Source organism: Aeromonas sp. S8(2024) (assembly GCF_041403085.1).
In the GTDB taxonomy this organism is placed as follows: domain Bacteria; phylum Pseudomonadota; class Gammaproteobacteria; order Enterobacterales; family Aeromonadaceae; genus Aeromonas; species Aeromonas dhakensis.
The window spans coordinates 27,120-43,787 of record NZ_JBGLRF010000009.1; the positions used below are offsets into that span (position 1 = coordinate 27,120).

General features: G+C 62.5%; 16 protein-coding genes. 5 read left to right on the forward strand and 11 right to left on the reverse strand.

Annotation, left to right across the window (positions count from 1 at the left end; translation table 11 throughout):
* Positions 1 to 154: 154 nt before the first annotated feature.
* From ACB031_RS18840 to ydfZ, 5 genes are all read right to left on the reverse strand, one after another.
* Entirely contained in the window at positions 155 to 592 is a 438-nt protein-coding gene (locus ACB031_RS18840; protein ID WP_124250699.1) for a DUF2846 domain-containing protein, read from the reverse strand.
* 292 nt (positions 593 to 884) lie between these two features.
* Positions 885 to 2,045 (reverse strand): glycosyltransferase, encoded by a 1,161-nt coding sequence (locus ACB031_RS18845; protein WP_371140066.1) that lies wholly within the window; start codon positions 2,043 to 2,045, stop codon positions 885 to 887.
* A gap of 486 nt (positions 2,046 to 2,531) precedes the next feature.
* Positions 2,532 to 3,425 (reverse strand): LysR family transcriptional regulator, encoded by an 894-nt coding sequence (locus ACB031_RS18850; protein ID WP_371140067.1) that lies wholly within the window; start codon positions 3,423 to 3,425, stop codon positions 2,532 to 2,534.
* Positions 3,426 to 3,573: 148 nt separating this feature from the next.
* Entirely contained in the window at positions 3,574 to 4,359 is a 786-nt protein-coding gene (locus ACB031_RS18855) for a hypothetical protein (protein WP_371140068.1), read from the reverse strand.
* Between the two features lie 277 nt (positions 4,360 to 4,636).
* Positions 4,637 to 4,834 carry a putative selenium delivery protein YdfZ gene (gene ydfZ / locus ACB031_RS18860; RefSeq protein ID WP_010635475.1) on the reverse strand — a complete coding sequence of 66 codons (198 nt, stop codon included), beginning with the start codon at positions 4,832 to 4,834 and terminating at the stop codon, positions 4,637 to 4,639.
* Positions 4,835 to 5,096: 262 nt separating this feature from the next.
* On the opposite strand from ydfZ, the gene ACB031_RS18865 reads away from it, so the two are divergent.
* Both ACB031_RS18865 and ACB031_RS18870 read left to right on the forward strand, forming a co-directional pair.
* Positions 5,097 to 5,597, forward strand: coding sequence for a DUF1993 domain-containing protein (locus ACB031_RS18865; RefSeq protein ID WP_213344305.1), 501 nt, complete (start codon positions 5,097 to 5,099; stop codon positions 5,595 to 5,597).
* Between the two features lie 188 nt (positions 5,598 to 5,785).
* Positions 5,786 to 6,451, forward strand: a complete 666-nt coding sequence (locus ACB031_RS18870) for a hypothetical protein (RefSeq protein ID WP_371140083.1) — start codon at positions 5,786 to 5,788, stop codon at positions 6,449 to 6,451.
* 79 nt (positions 6,452 to 6,530) lie between these two features.
* Here the strand turns inward: ACB031_RS18870 and ACB031_RS18875 are convergent, their stop codons facing one another.
* From ACB031_RS18875 to ACB031_RS18890, 4 genes are all read right to left on the reverse strand, one after another.
* On the reverse strand, positions 6,531 to 6,980 hold the full coding sequence (locus tag ACB031_RS18875) for an SRPBCC family protein (RefSeq protein ID WP_005307686.1): 450 nt from the start codon (positions 6,978 to 6,980) through the stop codon (positions 6,531 to 6,533).
* Between the two features lie 78 nt (positions 6,981 to 7,058).
* Positions 7,059 to 7,571: a cupin domain-containing protein gene (locus tag ACB031_RS18880; protein ID WP_117405644.1), complete on the reverse strand. Its 513-nt coding sequence runs from the start codon at positions 7,569 to 7,571 to the stop codon at positions 7,059 to 7,061.
* Between the two features lie 124 nt (positions 7,572 to 7,695).
* Positions 7,696 to 8,058 (reverse strand): cystatin domain-containing protein, encoded by a 363-nt coding sequence (locus ACB031_RS18885; protein WP_017788678.1) that lies wholly within the window; start codon positions 8,056 to 8,058, stop codon positions 7,696 to 7,698.
* Between the two features lie 102 nt (positions 8,059 to 8,160).
* Positions 8,161 to 8,817 carry a DUF3313 domain-containing protein gene (locus tag ACB031_RS18890; RefSeq protein WP_362817317.1) on the reverse strand — a complete coding sequence of 219 codons (657 nt, stop codon included), beginning with the start codon at positions 8,815 to 8,817 and terminating at the stop codon, positions 8,161 to 8,163.
* A gap of 270 nt (positions 8,818 to 9,087) precedes the next feature.
* On the opposite strand from ACB031_RS18890, the gene ACB031_RS18895 reads away from it, so the two are divergent.
* Positions 9,088 to 9,762 carry a chromophore lyase CpcT/CpeT gene (locus ACB031_RS18895; protein ID WP_010635469.1) on the forward strand — a complete coding sequence of 225 codons (675 nt, stop codon included), beginning with the start codon at positions 9,088 to 9,090 and terminating at the stop codon, positions 9,760 to 9,762.
* A gap of 9 nt (positions 9,763 to 9,771) precedes the next feature.
* Here the strand turns inward: ACB031_RS18895 and ACB031_RS18900 are convergent, their stop codons facing one another.
* Positions 9,772 to 10,656, reverse strand: coding sequence for a LysR substrate-binding domain-containing protein (locus tag ACB031_RS18900; RefSeq protein ID WP_371140069.1), 885 nt, complete (start codon positions 10,654 to 10,656; stop codon positions 9,772 to 9,774).
* A gap of 101 nt (positions 10,657 to 10,757) precedes the next feature.
* Here ACB031_RS18900 and ACB031_RS18905 point away from each other — a divergent pair, with 101 nt between their 5' ends.
* Complete coding sequence (locus ACB031_RS18905) at positions 10,758 to 11,378, forward strand: LysE family translocator (RefSeq protein WP_025202405.1); 621 nt, start codon at positions 10,758 to 10,760, stop codon at positions 11,376 to 11,378.
* Between the two features lie 96 nt (positions 11,379 to 11,474).
* Here the strand turns inward: ACB031_RS18905 and ACB031_RS18910 are convergent, their stop codons facing one another.
* Complete coding sequence (locus ACB031_RS18910) at positions 11,475 to 12,584, reverse strand: YeeE/YedE thiosulfate transporter family protein (RefSeq protein WP_226009158.1); 1,110 nt, start codon at positions 12,582 to 12,584, stop codon at positions 11,475 to 11,477.
* A gap of 1,232 nt (positions 12,585 to 13,816) precedes the next feature.
* On the opposite strand from ACB031_RS18910, the gene mgtA reads away from it, so the two are divergent.
* Positions 13,817 to 16,579 carry a magnesium-translocating P-type ATPase gene (mgtA, locus tag ACB031_RS18915; protein ID WP_371140070.1) on the forward strand — a complete coding sequence of 921 codons (2,763 nt, stop codon included), beginning with the start codon at positions 13,817 to 13,819 and terminating at the stop codon, positions 16,577 to 16,579.
* The last annotated feature ends 89 nt before the right edge of the window (positions 16,580 to 16,668 follow it).

Consider the following 16,668-nt stretch of genomic DNA (forward strand, 5'->3'; position numbering starts at 1 on the left):
TTGCAGGCCATGATTACGCGGATGTTCCATTACGCGATCGTCCGATTACGCTTCGCTAATCGAACCTACACGGACAGGAAATATGGGCCACCCACCTTTCTGACAGAGGCGTAGCTGATAAGGCTACGCCGTGTTTGTTAGGGGAAATATCTGGTCACTTAACCAACTTGCTCTCCATCACCCCTTGCTTGCCTTCCTCTTCACTGACCTGACTCAGCTTGGTGCGGGCCATCAGCAGGCCCATCTTGACCTCCTGCCAGACGTAGTAGTTTTTGCCCGCCTCGGTGCTGAGGGTCAGGGTGGCGTCGTTCTCCGACTTGGAGGTGATGGTGTGGCTACCCGGCGTCACCTGCTTGAGGATATAGGTGTGGGCCACGGTGTCGCCGACCGCCACACCATCCACCAGCAGCGGCATTTTCACCGCCGCACCGAAGGTTTCGTTGCGATAGATATAGAGGTTGGCCGCATCTTTGGGCGCCACAAACTGCTTGGCCTGCGCGTCTGCGGTGGCATCGGCCATGGGAACGGAAGCACAACCGGAAAGCAGCGCCGCCGACAGCAGGGCAGCACTCATCATTATTTGCCTGAACATAGTGTTTGGTTTTAGTGGGTTAACGGGATTTAAAGGTTCGCATGAGGCTTTGTGGCCGGGCAACCACTCAAACCGCTGCCGGTGTGACGGGATTCAATATTCCGGCAATTTACCGGCATGGCGCGGCACTTGGACGGTGCAGCGAACCGCGGCATGCCGCTTGTCATTGATGCCTAAATGGATGCTGACGCTACGCAGGCCAGGGACTTAGGTTCGATTGCACCTCGCTGATCGAACCTGCACGGGCTGACAGGGGGTATGGCCACTCAGCGTCTGATATCAAACAGGGCCGTCAGTTATTCGAATGCGCTTTTACGTCAGGGTGTTGCATGCTTGCCAGCTCACTCTGGACAGTCTGGAACAAGCTGATCAGGCGCGCTCGATAGGTGTGGTGGGTCAGCACCGTCTGCTGCCCATGGGCGGCGATGGCGGCGCGCTCTTCCTCGTGGCTCAGGTAATAGCGACAGATCTCCAGCAGATCCTGCTTGTCGCGGAAGATCACCAGATCCTTGCCCGGGGTGAAGAGATGGTGCAGATCCTCCTTGTCGTTGGTCACCATGAATCCACCGGCGCCAAGAATATCAAACACCCGCATGGGGAGCCCCGACTCGACGAAACTGCGCACCAGATTCAGGTTGATCCTGCTGCGTTGAAACAGGCGTGGCATCGCTTGGTAATGTTCTGCGTATCCGCAATAGCTCTGCGTGTGTGTCGCCCACTCCGGGTTTCCGTACACGGCGACCCGTTCAAACCGGGCCGCCAGAGCCTGGATACAGGACACCCTTTCACGATAGGAGTGTTCACGGCCCAGCAGATAGGCCAGTTTTTCATATTCGCTCAGGTAGGGTAGCCCGCTCAGCGGGTACACCTCTTTCACAAGCCGTAGATGAGATTCCGTGAGTTGTGCGGTCAGGGGCCGCCCCTCCAGGTGCGCATCGATGTGCCCAATCAACTCTTCCAGCGTTTGCTGCGGTCCCGGGGCCAGCCGTGGCTTGATGTGGGTCTGGTATTCCGGCGGGGTCAGGTTGGCGATGAAGGAGATATCGTGATCATAACCCGGCTCGGCTGGCAGTTGGCGCTGCTCGTTGATGGCGACCGGCAGGTAGTAGACGTTGCCATTGCTCCGCTCCTTGAGCCTGCTTGCTACGGCAAGGTCGTAGACAAACGTGAAGGAGAGGGGGTTGGAGATGGCGTCATGATGCATGCCATAGCAAGGCGTATCGACCACCCAGGCGATGTAGGGCTTGCGCAACGCTTCGGCCGCTTGAGAGAGGAGGGGGTTGAAGTTGATGCTGAAGAGGTAATCAAAATTGAGAAATGGCAGCCTGGTAAACACCTCGGCAGAATAGGCGATGCGAATCACGTTAAACCCCAGCGCCTGGAGCGTGTCCATGCAGTCTCTCGCGATAGTGACATGTTCAAAGCAGAGTACGGTTGCAGCCTGATCCTTCATGTTTGCTCCCCTGTGTCTGGTCATGGAGAGGGGGTGATCTTGCAGGCTCCTGCGTCATGTCATTGAGCCCTGTACCCTCGTCATGTCCTGATGACTGTTTTGCTGCCTCATCATGGGATGGGCCTGTTTTTGGCCCTGGCCTTCTGGCTTGTCAGGACAGAGGGGTCGTCAAGGCGACGTTGTCCATACTGGTCTCAATTGTCCCTGGATAACGCGATGACGAGTCTCGCACGAAGCTTGGTGATCAACAATCACCCAGGCAGGGTGTCAACGAGTGACACATCTTCAGATGCGGGCACCCGTCTAGCTCCCCATATGCCCGATGACGCTTGGTCAATCGAACCAACATGTCGCTCTTGGCGGTAACTCGGGGGCAGAAAAGCGTGTGGGCGTAGGCAAGAGGGTTGGCAAGGCCGTAGGTGCGATTACGCTTCGCTAATCGAACCTACATGCAGGCGGGTTCCAACAGGCATCCGCCTATCGGGCTCACCTCAGCTGAAACGCTTTGACGATAAATTCGATAAAGAGCCGCACGTTGGGGGACTGCTCCTTGTGGAAGGGGTAGACGGCGAACAGGGCGTGGGAGTCGGGTTGCCAGTCGGGGAGCAGGGTCACCAGGGTGCCGTCCACCAGTTCGTTCGCTACGAACTCGTGCGGCACCAGGATCACCCCAAGCCCTTGCAACGCTGCCTGTTTGAGGGCGATGCCGTTGTTGGCGCAGAAGCTGGCGGGGCGTACGTCCACCGCCAGGCTCTCCTCTGCCCGGCTAAAGCACCACTTATCGGGGGAGGAGGAGAGGCTGTAGCGCAGGCAGTTGTGCTCTTTGAGATCCTCCGGGTGGGCGGGCTGACCCGCCTCTTTGAGATAGTCGGGGGCGGCGCAGAGCACCCGCTGCACCTGGCACAGGGGTTTGGCGCGCAGGGTGGAGTCCTCCAGGGTGCCAGCCCCCCGGATCACCACGTCCAGCCCCTGATCCACCAGGTCCATATAGGCGTCGCTCAGGATCACCTCGATACCGATCGCCGGATAGCGGCGCTGAAACTCGCAGACCAGGGGGTTGAGCCGGATCAGCCCGTAGGACATGGGCATGCCGATCCTCAGCCTGCCCCTGGGGGTGAAAGAGGTGGCCATGATGGACTGGTCGGCGGCGTCCAGGCCGTCCAGCACGGCGCATATCTGGCGGTAATAGGTCATGCCGGCTTCGGTGACGCTCAGCCGCCGGGTGGTGCGGTTGATGAGGGCGATGCCGAGATAGGCTTCCAGCTCGTTGATGTTCTTGCTGACCGCCGCCTGTGAAAGGTGCAGGTCATCTGCCGCTGCCCTGAAGGTGCCCATCTCCACCACCCGGCGAAAGACGTTCAGCGCCGTGATCTTGTTCATCCTGCCCCCGATAATTCACCACTGGTAAACGATGGTGCCATCATGGCGCGGTGAATTCACCCAATCCGGTTCGCCGGGCGCCAGGAAAGAGAGATATGCAACAAGGGCGGCAGGGCCTTGACCCGACCGCCCGGTGCCGCGCGAAGGCTTATTGCACCTTGCTGGGGGTGGGGGGCAGGCTGATGCCGACATCGGCCCAGGGGTTGGTGCCGAGCAGTTGGGCGTGGGGCACGTCGGCCTGGTAGCGCATGGTGAACTCCCTGGGGCCGTGGGCGAAGGCCACCAGCAGCCCCTGTTTGGCATCCATCAGTCCGGCGTGCATGCCCAGCCCGTGATAGCTGATCCGCACGGCCTTGTCCTCAAGGCCCACCTTGTCGATCTGGAAGCGGGCGATGCTGCCGTCTTTGAGGGTAAAGCCCCAGCGGAACGGCCCGCCGCTGACCACCGTCATCACCTCGTCGATATCGGTGCCGTCTTTCGCAGAGTTGACGTGCATGCGGCCATATTTGCCGAGCACGGCGCTGCGGGTGCGCTCGTCCAGCGCCATCAGGTCATAGACCTTGGGGTAGGGGCCGACGCCTGTCTCTTCGGTGGCGACGCCACCACCTTGCACCGCTGGCTCGCGGCCTGCGAGCCTGGCCTGCTCCAGCAGCTCCCCCTGACTCAGGTTGAAGGCTGCAATCAGGGCGCCGTGCTCCGCTTTGGTCAACGCGCGGCGGTGGGAGGCCTCCAGCAGCGGCCTGGCGGCCTCGGGAATGTCGACAGTGACCACGTTGACGCCGATGGGGTTGAGCGCTTTGTTGACCGCCTCGACCCCGGTCACGGCGGGGCGGCCATCGCTGAACTGCACCGAGACCAGGTCACCGGCGAAGGTGTTGAAAGAGAGGGCCGAAGCGATGGTGCCGGCTAGCAAAGTGATATGGGTGAGTTTCATACAAGACTCCTCGTTAAGGTTCGATGAGCAGTCTAGGGCGGTGGAAAGTGCACTGAAATAGCATCAAATGAATATCAAAATTCACTACTGGTAATCAATCGTATGGGTGGCCGCCATCATGCTGCCCGGAGCCGCAGGGGCAAGGTTGATTGACGCATCCTTGCTCGAACCAGCGTAGACACGGGGAACATAGGGAAGGGAGAGCAGAAACCCGGCCCCAACGGGGCGTGGCGGCCGGGTGAATTGTAAAGAGTAGGGTGACAGGTAACGCCGGGTATCAGCCTAGTCTAATCAACTCGATGGGGGCGTAGCGCTCCCGGGAGTTGGCCAGCAGCACGCACTGCTCGTGCTCGGCCTGATAGGGGGTCAGGTTGTCGGTGTGGGCCTCTTTCAGTACGTCGACGGCGCCGGTGGCGGCGATCATCACCCGCTGACCCGGTGTGAGAGCATTGCGGTTTCGGTCATAGATTTTCATGGCACTCTCCTTTTGTGGTGCCCGGCGGCATGCCCGGGCTGCGCGAATCAGCCTACGCCCCTGCCAAAGAGTGATGCATGTCACAGATCAAAAAAGAGCCAAAGAGGGCCTCGGCATATCGGCAGCCGCAGGGGCCGTCCAATCCTGTCGCTGGGCAGCTGGCCGGGGCCGGCATTTTGCGGGGGCGGGCTCGAACAAACGGGGGGATACGCTATAGTGGATGCCGCTCGTGCAACCGCCTTCAACCAACCGAGAGCGCATTATGAATCGTGAGATCGCCGCCCAGTTTATCAAGATGCTGACCAACCTCGACCACTGTCTGGCCAAGGCCGAGGCCCATGCCGCCGCCAAGAAGTTCAACGTGGAGAACTTCTTCAATGAGCGGCTCATCGTCGACATGCTGCCGCTGGCCAAGCAGGTGCTGATCTGCTGCGACAGCGCCCGTGCCGTGGTGGCCACCGCCAGCCTGAGCGAGCCGCCGGTGCTGGGGGATGACCCCAAGACCATGGCGGATCTGCGCGCCCATGTGACCAAGACCCTCACCTATCTGCAGAGCAAGCTGGATGCCGACTTCAGCCAGTATGCGAGCGGCCACTACACCCCCTACTGGGCCGGTGGCAAGGGAATGGACGGTCACACCTGCGTGCACGAGTACGGCATCCCCAACTTCTACTTCCACCTCACCATGACCTATGCCCTGTTGCGACAGGCCGGGGTCGAGCTCGGCAAGGGAGATTACCTGGGCGCCATCAAGCTGCAATAAGCTGTATTCAGGAACGAAAATGCCTGCCCGCTGGCAGGCTTTTTTTATCCGCGAACGGGGGGCGAGCCAGATCTAGCGGCATGGTCGCTGGCGACGGCTCTGGGCATAAAGGCGTGGTCTTCGGCCCTCGCGCGGTTACAATCCGGCGTCAAAGTAGAAAGGGTAAGAGAAACATGAAGATCCGAGTAATAATGCTGGCGGCCTTGCTGTGCCATGGCGCCGCGCAGGCGCAGGAAAGCGTCGCCGCAAGCTGGCCCGACACCCCCGTCACCCGTCTCAAGGCGCAGGCGCTGCTGCAGACCCTCAATGCCACCCTGCTCAGCAACCCGAGCGCCACCGTCACCCTGCAGAACTGGTGCGCCGACCACCGGATGGCCGGTGAGCCGCGCATCCGCGCCCTGCGTGATCTGGATACCCGCAAACCGGCCGATGCCGCCGTCCGCGAGCAGCTCAAGATCGCGGCCGACGAGCCCGTCGGCTATCGCCGGGTACAGCTCGCCTGCGGCGATCATGTCTTCTCCGAAGCGGACAACTGGTACGTGCAAAGCCGCCTCACACCCGAGATGAACCGGCTCCTCGACACCAGCGATACCCCGTTTGGCCTGGCCGTCAAGGCGCTGAACTTCAGCCGCCGGACCCTCTCTTCCACCCTGCTGTGGGCCCCCCTGCCGACCGGTTGGGAGATGCAGATGCCCACCCTCACCAGCAGTGACCAGCCGCTGGCGATCCCCGAGCGGGTGCTGCAGCATAGGGCCATCCTCTCACGGGGGGATGGCGTGCCGTTCAGCCTGGTGGTCGAGACCTATCGCCGCGATCTCTTCGCCTTCCCGCTGGACAAGGCCCCCGGCCGCTGAGCCCGGATGATGGTTTGGCGCACAGGCCGCCAGCAATAAAAAAAGCCTGCCGGCTGGCAGGCTTTTTCGTGGGCGTCACTCAGCCCGGCGGGATCTCCGGCTCCACCAGGGCCGCCAGCTGGGCCAGGGACTCCTGCCAGCCGAGATAGCACATCTCCACCGGGATGGCTGCGGGGATCCCCTCCTGCACGATGACGAGTTCGGTGCCGCACACCACCCCGGTCAGGATCACGGTCACGTGCATCACCCCCGGCAGGTTGGGGTCGTCGAAGCTGTCGGTGTAGCGAATGCGCTTGCCCGGTTCGAGCTCCAGGTATTCGCCGCCAAAGGCGTGGCTGTGGCCGTTGCCGAACTGGGTGAACGCCATCCGGAAGTGGCCGCCGACCCTGGCCTCCAGCTGTTCCACCTGGCAGGTGAAGCCGTGGGGGGGCAGCCATTTGGCCAGCGCATCGGCCTCGATAAAGGCCCGGTAGATCCGCATCGGCGGCGCCTTGAGCACCCGATGCAGTCGCACTGTTCCTGTCTTCATCTCTCTTCCTCGTTGCCTTGGGTCCATCAAGGATAGTCGGTTGCGTCCGCTTGCCGACCAGGGGCCGGCCGCGGCGGCCTAGAAGGGGCCGTTGCGCTCGCGCAGCTGGTCGGGCAGGCCGTCGTGATCCCCCAGCTCGCGCTCGGGTACCGTATCCCAGTGCCGCGCACCGATGAAGCGGTTGCGCTCAGGGTGCAGGGCGTAGTGGATGTGGTTGTCCGCCCGATCGGTGTCGCCCACGCAGAGCAGCCGCACCGGCTGATCGGTATTGTTGATGAAGGTATGGGCCAGCCCGTCTCCCGCCTTGAAGCCGACCGAGTCACCGGGTTGCAGCCGATGGAGCACGCCGTCGAGCCAGACATCCGGAGTGCCTTCCAGCACGTGGACGAACTCGTCCTCGGTCTCCTCGGCGTGAGGCCAGCTGGTGCGCCGGCCCGGCGGCAGCAGCTCGTGGTGAATGCCGAGACGGGCAAAGCCGTAGTGTCTGCCGAGGGCACTGCCCAGAGAGAGCGGCTCCTCGCTGCCGGAGTAGCGGCCGGGTTCGGGCTCCTGCAGCTCGCGCCAGTGCTTGATGCTGGGGTGACGGGTCATAGTGGTTCCTTTTCTATGGGGATGTGGTCACGGGAAGGGTCATCCTGACTGCCGGAGTGCGGGGAGAACAGCAGAGATTTGCTGGTCAGATGAGCCCCTCTGGCGAGGGGCCCGATGGTCGCGGCTATTTGGCCTTGACGCAAGGCATGGCGGGCAGTTCCCCCTGGGCGGCCGGTCGGGTCATCTGGTAGTGGCCGGCGAGATCCCGATAGACGCGGGTATTCCACACCTCGCCGTTGTCGAGCTGGAAGGCGATGTCGTAGTTGATCCCGGAGACCACCTGGCTGCGCACCTCGAGAATGCGCTCCAGCCTGGCGGAGGTGTTCATGCGCGCCAGCACGCTGGCCAGCGCCGCTTCGGCCTCTGCGTTCGGCAACGGCTGACTCTGCCATCCGCCAGCCATGGGGGCGCACTCCTGCTGCTGCGGAGCCATGCTGCAGGCGCTCAGCAGGCCGGCAACCAGAATGGGAAACAGCGCTTTTTTCATCTCGTTTTCTCCAGCCAATAAAGTAATGACCTTATCAACATTCAGGCGATAACGCAGCTGCTATGGCTCCAAAAGCCCCCCTTTTGGGGGCGGCCAGCCCGTTCAGCGCCCCAGGTTGTCGGCCAGTTGCTTGGCGCGGCCGGCGGCCCACTGGTCGATCATTTTCGCCATCTCGCCGGCGGTGATGGGGCTCTCCTTGTGGGTGGTGTCCGGGCTCTCGCGTGCATCCATCACCCGCACCAGCAGCTTGCCGCTTTGGGAGTCGAGCAGCTGGGCCATGCTGCCCACCCTGAGCAGATAGGGTTCCTTGCCGATCACCTCGCGGGTGACGTTGATGGCGATCTTGGCGGGCAGCAGATCCCGCAGCTTGGGGTCGGGCCGGGTCAGGTCGAAGTTGGTGATGGCGGCCTGCACCCGCAGCACGCCGGGGCCGGGGGCAGTGGCAATCTTGACGCCGTGGTTTATCAGCTCGCGCTGGAAGGTGGCGTGGTAGTAGCGGCCGATCTCGTTCTGCTCGTTGGCGGTCAACAGGTACCACTGGCCGTTCTCCTGCCGGATAAACTGGAGCGGATCGAGCAGCACCTCATTGTATTGGCGCAGATCCACACCGGGCTCCTTGTAGATGCGCTGGTTGGGGTTGCTTTCACTCTGCTGGAAGGCGGTCAGCGGGATCGCCTGCAGGCTGTGGGAGACCTGGTTCTTCACCGCGCAGCCACTCAGCAGAATGGCCACCATGCCCGCGATTACGGCTCTCTTCATCTCTTGCTCCTGATTGCGCTGCTTGTCTGACCCTGGCATCCGCTGCCCAGGGCATGGCAAGAGAGATAACCGATTCAAAGAGCGCCCACAAGGACAGAATGCGGGGTGTTCAGGCCGGATCCAGCCTGGCGTAGATGGCTGTCCGGTTGCCGGGACATGACGCTAATACGATGATTTTGCTTCGGATCGGCAATCATTTGATCAAGGTTGCGGATATTGACGCCGTTCGCTCATATAATCGCCGCCATGACACTGATTCGGAAGGATTCGATGACCAGCCTGATGGCGGCCCTGTGGGGGCTGCTCTTCTCCTGCCTGGCCTGGGCGGCACCCAGCCCCTTCGTCACCACGCCCCCTGACAGCACCACCACGGCACCCTCCGCCAGCATGGAGCCGCTGCTCTCCTGGTTTACCGGCGAGTTCTCCAGCCGCGAGCAGGCCAGCTACGACAGCCGCTTCACCAGCGCCGAACTGCGGTTGGTGGAGATCTGGCCCGGCTACAAGGGCTTTCGCTGGGTCTATGCCGAGCAGTTCCTGACCGAGCGGGCGGTGCGCCCGTTTCGCCAGCGCATCTATCGCTTCTCGCTGGTGCCCGATGGCCGCATCCTGATGGCCGAGCTGACCATGCCGCGAGCCATCGACTTTGCCGGTGCCTGGCGCCGGCCCGAACTGCTCGACTCCCTCACTCCGCAACAGCTCTCTTTGCGCCAGGGCTGCGAGATCTGGCTGACTCGCCAGCCGTCGGGGGAGTATGCCGGCCACAGCAAGGTGGGCAGTTGCTCCACCAATTTCGGCGGCGCCAGCACCCTGGTGCAGTACCTCTGGATCGGCCCCCACAGCGTGCGACTGCTGGATCGGGCCTACGACACCGATGCTCATCAGCGCTGGGGCAGCCCGGGGGAGGGCTATGTCTATCTGCGCCGGGTGAAGCAGCGCGGCGAGTAGGGCTGCGCCCTACAGCTGGTGGCGCAGCTCGATCAGGTAGTCGATGAGCAACCGCAGGCGCAGCGGCAGCGGCTCCCTGGCCGGGTAGAGCAGGTTGACCGGGCGCGGGGCGGGCAGCGCATCCGCCAGGATCTCCTGCAGGGTGCCGCGCGCCAGCTCCTCGCTCAGCAGGGCGCGCGGTTGCAGCAGGATGCCGGCGTGGTTGAGGGCGGCCACCTTGAGGGCGCCGCCGTGGTTGCTGATGAAGGGGCTGTCCCACAGGTGCAGCTGTTCGAGGGGAAAGGCCTTGGCCAGGCGCGACTGGCCGAGCCAGGGGCTGAATCCCAGACAGTGGTGGCTGGCCAGATCCGCCAGCGTGAGGGGAGTGCCGTGGCGTTGCAGATAGTCTGGCGAGGCGCAAAACACCGAGCCCGTGCTGGTCAGTGGCCGGGCTATGTAGCCGGCATCCTTGGGCTGGCCGATCCGGAAGATGAGGTCGAAGCCGTCGCCGATGACGTCCACCAGCCGATCCGACAGATCCAGCTCGATGCGGATCTGCGGGTAGTGCTCCATGAAGCGGCACAGCAGCGGCGTCAGCCGGTAGCTGCCGAAGGTGACGGGGGCGTTGATGCGGATCCTGCCCGCCGCCTGGCCGGTATTGGCCAGGGTGTTCTGCTCCAGCTCCCGGTAGTGCTGCAACAGGCTCTGGCAGCCGGCGAGGTACTCCTGGCCCGCCTCGGTCAGGCTCTGGCAACGGGTGTTGCGATTGAGCAGGCGGGAGCCGACCCTGGCCTCCAGCCACTTGATGTACTTGCCGATCATGGCCGGCGTCATCGCGAAGCGCTCCGCCACGGCGGCGAAACTGCCCGCCCGGGCAACCTCGACGAAGATCTCGATGGCGGTCAAGCGGTCCACTCTAAACTCCTGGTTTATAAAGCCCGGCGCCACTATGTCTGGCTGGCGTCGCGGCTGTCAATATACTGGGCGGCAGCCAATCCACGCTGGAATCTCTCTCGATGACGCTCGACTATTACGCCCTCTATCTGCTGCTCGCCATCGGCACAGTGCTGAGCCCGGGACCCGCCGTGATCTACACCATAGGCAACACCCTGACCCGGGGTGCTCGCCATGCCATCGCCGGCTTTTGCGGGGTGGCGGTGGGCATCCTGCTGGTGGCGAGCCTGGCCTCGCTGGCGGTGCTCTGGTTCACCCGCTGGCTGGCCGCGGGCCAGCAGATCCTCACCCTGGGCGGCGCCCTATACCTGCTCTATCTGGGGCTCAACTCCTGGCGCCAGCGGGCGGTGAGCCTGGTGCCGGGGGCCGGGCCGGATCGGGATTGCCGCCGCAGCTTCATCAAGGGGGCGCTCATCAGCCTGCTCAACCCCAAGGCGATCATCTTCTTCACCAGCCTGTTCCCCCAGTTCATCGACTTTCAACACGGGGCGCTGGGTCAGTGCATGCTGCTGGCGGTCACCTTCAGCGCCGTGGTGCTGGTGGTGCATGGCGGCTACTGCCTGGTGTTCCACTGGGTGGGGGCGCAAGGCTATGGCGAACGCTTCGCCAGGGGGATCAACCGGCTGTCGGCGGTGATGTTCACCGGTTTTGCCCTGTTGCTGCTGTTTAAAGGACTGCGATAGAGAAGAGGGGGTTGGGGGGCTGCGTGGGATCGGCGCACCGGCGTGGAAGGGGAATCGTGACGGGATGGCGTTTAACCGCGCCATCCCGTTGTTTTATCAGAGCTTGAACAGCGGGCGCAGGCGGATGCCGATCAGGCTGCCGGCGAGGGCCATCAACATCCAGACCCAGCCGTGCAGGCTGCCCGATGCCGTGCCGTCGAAGAAGCCGCCAAGGTTGCAGGCGCTGTACATGGCGCCCATTCCCATCAGCAGGCCGCCGAGGATGGAGGCCAGGCTGTTGCCAAGCCGCATCGGGGCGAATTGGCCGCCACCGCTGATGCAGCGAGCCAGCATGGCCCCCAGGATCCCCAGCCAGAACATGCCGACCATGGGGTTGATGAAGAGCGGCTGGGCCAGCTTGGGGTGCCCCTCGAACAGACCGAACAGGGAGGCACCGCGCAGCGCCATGTCATAGACGGCGCCTGTGATGGTCCAGGCCGAGCCGTGCAGGGCGACCACGCTGGAGTTGAGCACGGCGATGATGATGCCGCCGGTCAGCACGGTGAAGCGGCCGTCGCGCCAGAACAGGTTGCCGCCGCTGAAGAGGGGCTTGAGCTCACCGGTGCGCTTGAGTTCGCTCTTGCGAAACAGCAGGAACAGCGCGGCGACCAGCGCCAGGTTGAGCAGCATGCCGCTCCAGATATTGCCGGTCAGGTCTTTTGCCAGCACCACATGGCTGGAGAAGGTGGCCTCCAGTTCGGGGCGGAACTGGTTGCTGATCAGAGTGCCGATGCCGTAGCAGAGCAGCACCAGCCAGAAGCGGGGTTGCCCCTCGCCGCAGCAGTAGAGGGTGCCGGTGGCGCAGACGCCCGCCAGCTGCATGCCGATTCCGAACAGGAAGGCACCGACGATGAAGGGAATGCCGATGGCCATCACGTTGCCCACCATGGCGTCGCCAAACAGGGCGTGGCTAAAGGAGAGGAAGCAGGTGAACAGCAGAATTTCGATGGCGATGGTGAGCAGGTGAACCCGCACGTAGTAGCTGTTGCGCTTGGTCAGCATCTCGCGCCAACCGAACACGATGCCGAAGCGGCTGAAGGAGAGGGTGAAGCCGAAGCCGAATCCGATCAGGGCCATCAGAGCCCATTTCATACCAAAGGTGTTGCCGAGCCAGAGTAACGCTCCCCCCGCGATTGCCACGATGGGGAGCGACCATTTTCGATTCATGCCTGTTGTTTCCTGTGCGTCATGGATGGAAGCCGTGCATCCTATTCCCACATTGAGTCCGATTCCAGCCCGGATCCGGTGGATGGCAGGAAAATTCGGGCAAAACCCCATCCAGATCAATTAACCCTGCGTTGCAGAGCGAAATGAGGATGAATCCGTTTTCGAGCAATAATTAATATTTCTGCCGTCCTTAATTGGAATTTGATGGCGAAAGATGAATTTATATTTTGCGCCACCAAATATTTCTGGGTAGAATCTTGGCGTGTTATCAACAGGTGGAAGGATATTATGGACAGCGACAGTTGTAGCCGATTGCACAGCGCGATGTGGGCTAATCAGAACTGAGGTTGATATCCCTTCTTCTCCCTCACTCTGATCGCTCAGAGTGTGGCATCTAGCGAGTCATCCCGACTCTTGCAACCCAGTCCCGCCGGGACCTGCGTTGCTCCCCGGATTGTTCCACTCCCTCTGCGAGCCATGCCGCCTCGCGCCCCAGCAATTGCACGCCTTGTCACGCGAGCCCTTGGTAATGGGCACGTGTCTGCTCGTCATGGCCGCTCGAAGGTTTCTTCGTGAGCATGGTCAGCCAGGCTGGCGTGAAATAACAGGATGGACCGTGTGTATTGAAAGCAATGTTGTTTTCGATAGGACGGGTTGCGAATTTAAATAATGAAAGTTTCTGCCATATATATTTCAAAATATGCCTTGGTGCTTTTGAAATATATTCATGGGGTACGGTTGTTTCCCTGCTTAACCGGCCCATGAGCTGCCGCTCGTTATTGTTCGACCATCATGCCGTTATGGTTGCTTGCCGTTATCCTGATCTTCTTTTGTGCAATGAGTCGCCGTCGTCGCGATTCATGCCCTGTCGATAATGCCGCCGCGCGGATCTGCCCGCCGGCGATGACCAGCTGTGCCCTCGATATGTCGGGCCGGCTTGCTGCAGCCCAACTCGGAGGAACCGCCATGACCGAAGAGCCCAAACCTAGACCCTCGGGGTCCACGCCTGCCCACTCCTGATCCCTGCGGGACGGGATGCGGTGTCCTGACCCCTGATCCGACCTAACCATGCCGGTTGGCACGACGGCAGACATGTGTCTGACGGGCCGCCCTGCGCGCGGCGATTGACCGTGCCGGCATTGTGTTGGGTTCACAGCCTTCGATTTCAGTACTGACGCCAGGCCCGGTCCGCGACAGCGCCCGCCTGCGCGTAAAAATCAGGATAAAGAGTCATGAAACAACAACATACCGCCAGCCGGCACAAGCAGAGAGGGTTCGTCGCCCCGGGCAGCCAGAAGGAGAAGCTCTCCTCCCGGGTGCTCGACGAGGCCGACAAGTCTCTCGAGTACACCCTCACCGCCGTGTGCGGCAACATCGACGGCCTCACCGCGACTGAGGCCGCCAACCGCCTGATCCAGTTTGGTCCCAACGAGGTGACCCACGACAAGCCGCCCCATGCGCTGATCCAGCTGCTGCAGGCGTTCAAGAACCCCTTCGTGATGGTGCTGATCGTGCTCGGGCTGGTCAGCTACGTGATGGACGTATTGATGGCCGAGCCGGGCGACGAGGACTGGGTCAAGGTGATCATCCTCGGCGTCATGGTGGGGCTGAGCGGTCTGCTGCGCTTCTGGCAGGAGTACCGCTCGGCCAAGGCGGCCGAGGCGCTCAAGTCGCTGGTGCGCAACACCGCCACCGTGCAGCGTCGCCCCTCGCCCGGGGTTGCCCCCCAGCGCAAGGAGGTGGCGATGACCGAGCTGGTGGCCGGTGACATAGTGCACCTGCAGGCGGGGGACATGATCCCGGCCGACATCAAGCTGATCGAATCCCGCGATCTCTTCATCAGCCAGGCGGTGCTGACCGGCGAAGCGCTGCCGGTGGAGAAGTACGACACCCTGGGTGCCGTGGCCGGCAAGTCGGCGGACGGCACCGGCGCAGGGGAGGCAGGATTGCTCGATCTGCCCAACATCTGCTTCATGGGTACCAACGTGGTGAGCGGCACCGCCCGCGCCGTGGTGGTGGCCACCGGCAGCGACACCTACTTCGGTTCGCTGGCCCGCAACGTGGTGAGCCACAAGCGCATCGAGACCAGTTTCGATCGCGGCGTGAACAGCGTCACCAGGCTGCTTATTCGCTTCATGCTGGTGATGGTGCCCATCGTCTTCATGCTGAGCGGGGTCAGCAGCGGGGACTGGATGTCGGCGCTCACCTTCGCGCTGGCGGTGGCGGTGGGGCTCACCCCCGAGATGCTGCCGATGATCGTCTCCGCCAACCTGGCGCGGGGCGCGGTGGCCATGGCCAAGCGCAAGGTGGTGGTGAAGCGGCTCAACTCGGTGCAGAACTTCGGCGCCATGGACGTGCTCTGCACCGACAAGACCGGCACCCTGACCCAGGACAAGATCATCCTCGAGCACCACTACGATGTGCGTGGCAACCGAGACGACTGGATCCTGCAGCTGGCCTGGCTCAACAGCTTTCATCAGAGCGGCATGAAGAACCTGATGGACATCGCGGTGGTCGAGCACGCCGATGCGCTGGGGGAGAGCTGCAAGCCGGCCAACTACCGCAAGGTGGACGAGCTGCCGTTCGACTTCGTGCGCCGCCGCTTGTCAGTCATTGTGCAGGACGATCTGGGCCAGCAGCTGATGGTCTCCAAGGGGGCGGTGGAAGAGATGCTGGCCGTCTCCAGCCAGATCGCCGATGGCCAGGAGGTGCGGGAGCTGACCGACGCCGATCGCCGCGCTCTGCTGCGCCAGAGCGAGGAGTTCAACGCCGAGGGCTATCGGGTGCTGATCGTGGCGACCCGCGAGATCCCGGCTGACGAGTGCAAGCAGAGCTATCAGACCCGCGACGAGGCCAAGCTGGTGGTGCGCGGCTTTCTCACCTTCTTCGATCCGCCCAAGGATTCGGCCGCGCCGGCCATCCGTGCCCTTAACGACTACGGGGTGGCGGTCAAGGTGCTGACCGGCGACAACCCCATCATCACCAGCAAGGTGTGTCGTGATGTGGGGCTGGCGCCCGGCGTGCCGCTGCTCGGCAAGGATATCGAGGGGATGGACGACGTGGCGCTGTGCGAGGCGGTCAAGCAGACCACCATCTTCGCCAAGCTCACCCCGCTGCAGAAGTCGCGGGTGGTGAAGGCGCTGCAGGCCAACGGCAATACCGTCGGTTTCCTCGGTGACGGCATCAACGATGCGCCGGCGCTGCGGGATGCAGACGTGGGGATCTCGGTGGACAGCGGTGCCGACATCGCCAAGGAAACCGCCGACATCATCCTGCTGGAGAAGAGCCTGATGGTGCTGGAGGAGGGGGTGATCAAGGGGCGCGAGACCTTTGGCAACATCTTGAAGTACCTCAACATGACCGCCAGCTCCAACTTCGGCAACGTCTTCTCGGTGCTGGTGGCCTCCGCCTGGCTGCCCTGGGCACCCATGCTGGCGATGCAGATGCTGATCCAGAACCTGGTGTACGACGTCTCCCAGATGCTGCTGCCGTGGGACAAGATGGACCCCGAGTTCCTCAAGCGGCCGCGCAAGTGGGAGGCGAGCAACATCAAGCGTTTCATGCTCTGGCTTGGCCCGACCTCCTCGGTGTTCGATATCAGCACCTACTGCCTGATGTGGTTCGTGTTCGGTGCCGGTGCCCTCTATGCCACCGCCAACGGCAGCATGGATCCGCTGGTCAACGGTCAGGCCATCATGAACTCCGGCTGGTTCATTGAGGGGCTGGTGTCGCAGACCCTGGTGGTGCATATGCTGCGTACCCGCAAGATCCCCTTCCTGCAGAGTACCGCCACCCTGCCGGTGCTGCTCTCCACCTCGATCGCCATCGCCATCGGCTGCTACCTGCCGTTCTCGCCGCTGGCTGAGCACTTCGGCTTCATCACTCTGGATGGGCCCAAGTACTTCATGTGGCTGGTGATCACCATGCTGGCCTACATGGGGCTGACCCAGACCGTCAAGACCCTCTACATCAAGCGCCACGGTCAGTGGTTCTGATGAAGGGTGAGTGAGAGGGCCGGTTACCCGGCCAGGAGCAATGAACGCAAAGAGGGATGGCCCGGGCCATCCCTCTTTTTCATGGCTGC

What these genes read in the sequence shown, in the direction of transcription:
- ACB031_RS18840 (WP_124250699.1), bottom strand. Translation starts at nt 592, where the DNA reads ATGTTCAGGCAAATAATGATGAGTGCTGCCCTGCTGTCGGCGGCGCTG.
- ACB031_RS18845 (WP_371140066.1), bottom strand. Translation starts at nt 2,045, where the DNA reads ATGAAGGATCAGGCTGCAACCGTACTCTGCTTTGAACATGTCACTATC.
- ACB031_RS18850 (WP_371140067.1), bottom strand. Translation starts at nt 3,425, where the DNA reads ATGAACAAGATCACGGCGCTGAACGTCTTTCGCCGGGTGGTGGAGATG.
- ACB031_RS18855 (WP_371140068.1), bottom strand. Translation starts at nt 4,359, where the DNA reads ATGAAACTCACCCATATCACTTTGCTAGCCGGCACCATCGCTTCGGCC.
- ydfZ (WP_010635475.1), bottom strand. Translation starts at nt 4,834, where the DNA reads ATGAAAATCTATGACCGAAACCGCAATGCTCTCACACCGGGTCAGCGG.
- ACB031_RS18865 (WP_213344305.1), top strand. Translation starts at nt 5,097, where the DNA reads ATGAATCGTGAGATCGCCGCCCAGTTTATCAAGATGCTGACCAACCTC.
- ACB031_RS18875 (WP_005307686.1), bottom strand. Translation starts at nt 6,980, where the DNA reads ATGAAGACAGGAACAGTGCGACTGCATCGGGTGCTCAAGGCGCCGCCG.
- ACB031_RS18880 (WP_117405644.1), bottom strand. Translation starts at nt 7,571, where the DNA reads ATGACCCGTCACCCCAGCATCAAGCACTGGCGCGAGCTGCAGGAGCCC.
- ACB031_RS18885 (WP_017788678.1), bottom strand. Translation starts at nt 8,058, where the DNA reads ATGAAAAAAGCGCTGTTTCCCATTCTGGTTGCCGGCCTGCTGAGCGCC.
- ACB031_RS18890 (WP_362817317.1), bottom strand. Translation starts at nt 8,817, where the DNA reads ATGAAGAGAGCCGTAATCGCGGGCATGGTGGCCATTCTGCTGAGTGGC.
- ACB031_RS18895 (WP_010635469.1), top strand. Translation starts at nt 9,088, where the DNA reads ATGACCAGCCTGATGGCGGCCCTGTGGGGGCTGCTCTTCTCCTGCCTG.
- ACB031_RS18905 (WP_025202405.1), top strand. Translation starts at nt 10,758, where the DNA reads ATGACGCTCGACTATTACGCCCTCTATCTGCTGCTCGCCATCGGCACA.
- ACB031_RS18910 (WP_226009158.1), bottom strand. Translation starts at nt 12,584, where the DNA reads ATGAATCGAAAATGGTCGCTCCCCATCGTGGCAATCGCGGGGGGAGCG.
- mgtA (WP_371140070.1), top strand. Translation starts at nt 13,817, where the DNA reads ATGAAACAACAACATACCGCCAGCCGGCACAAGCAGAGAGGGTTCGTC.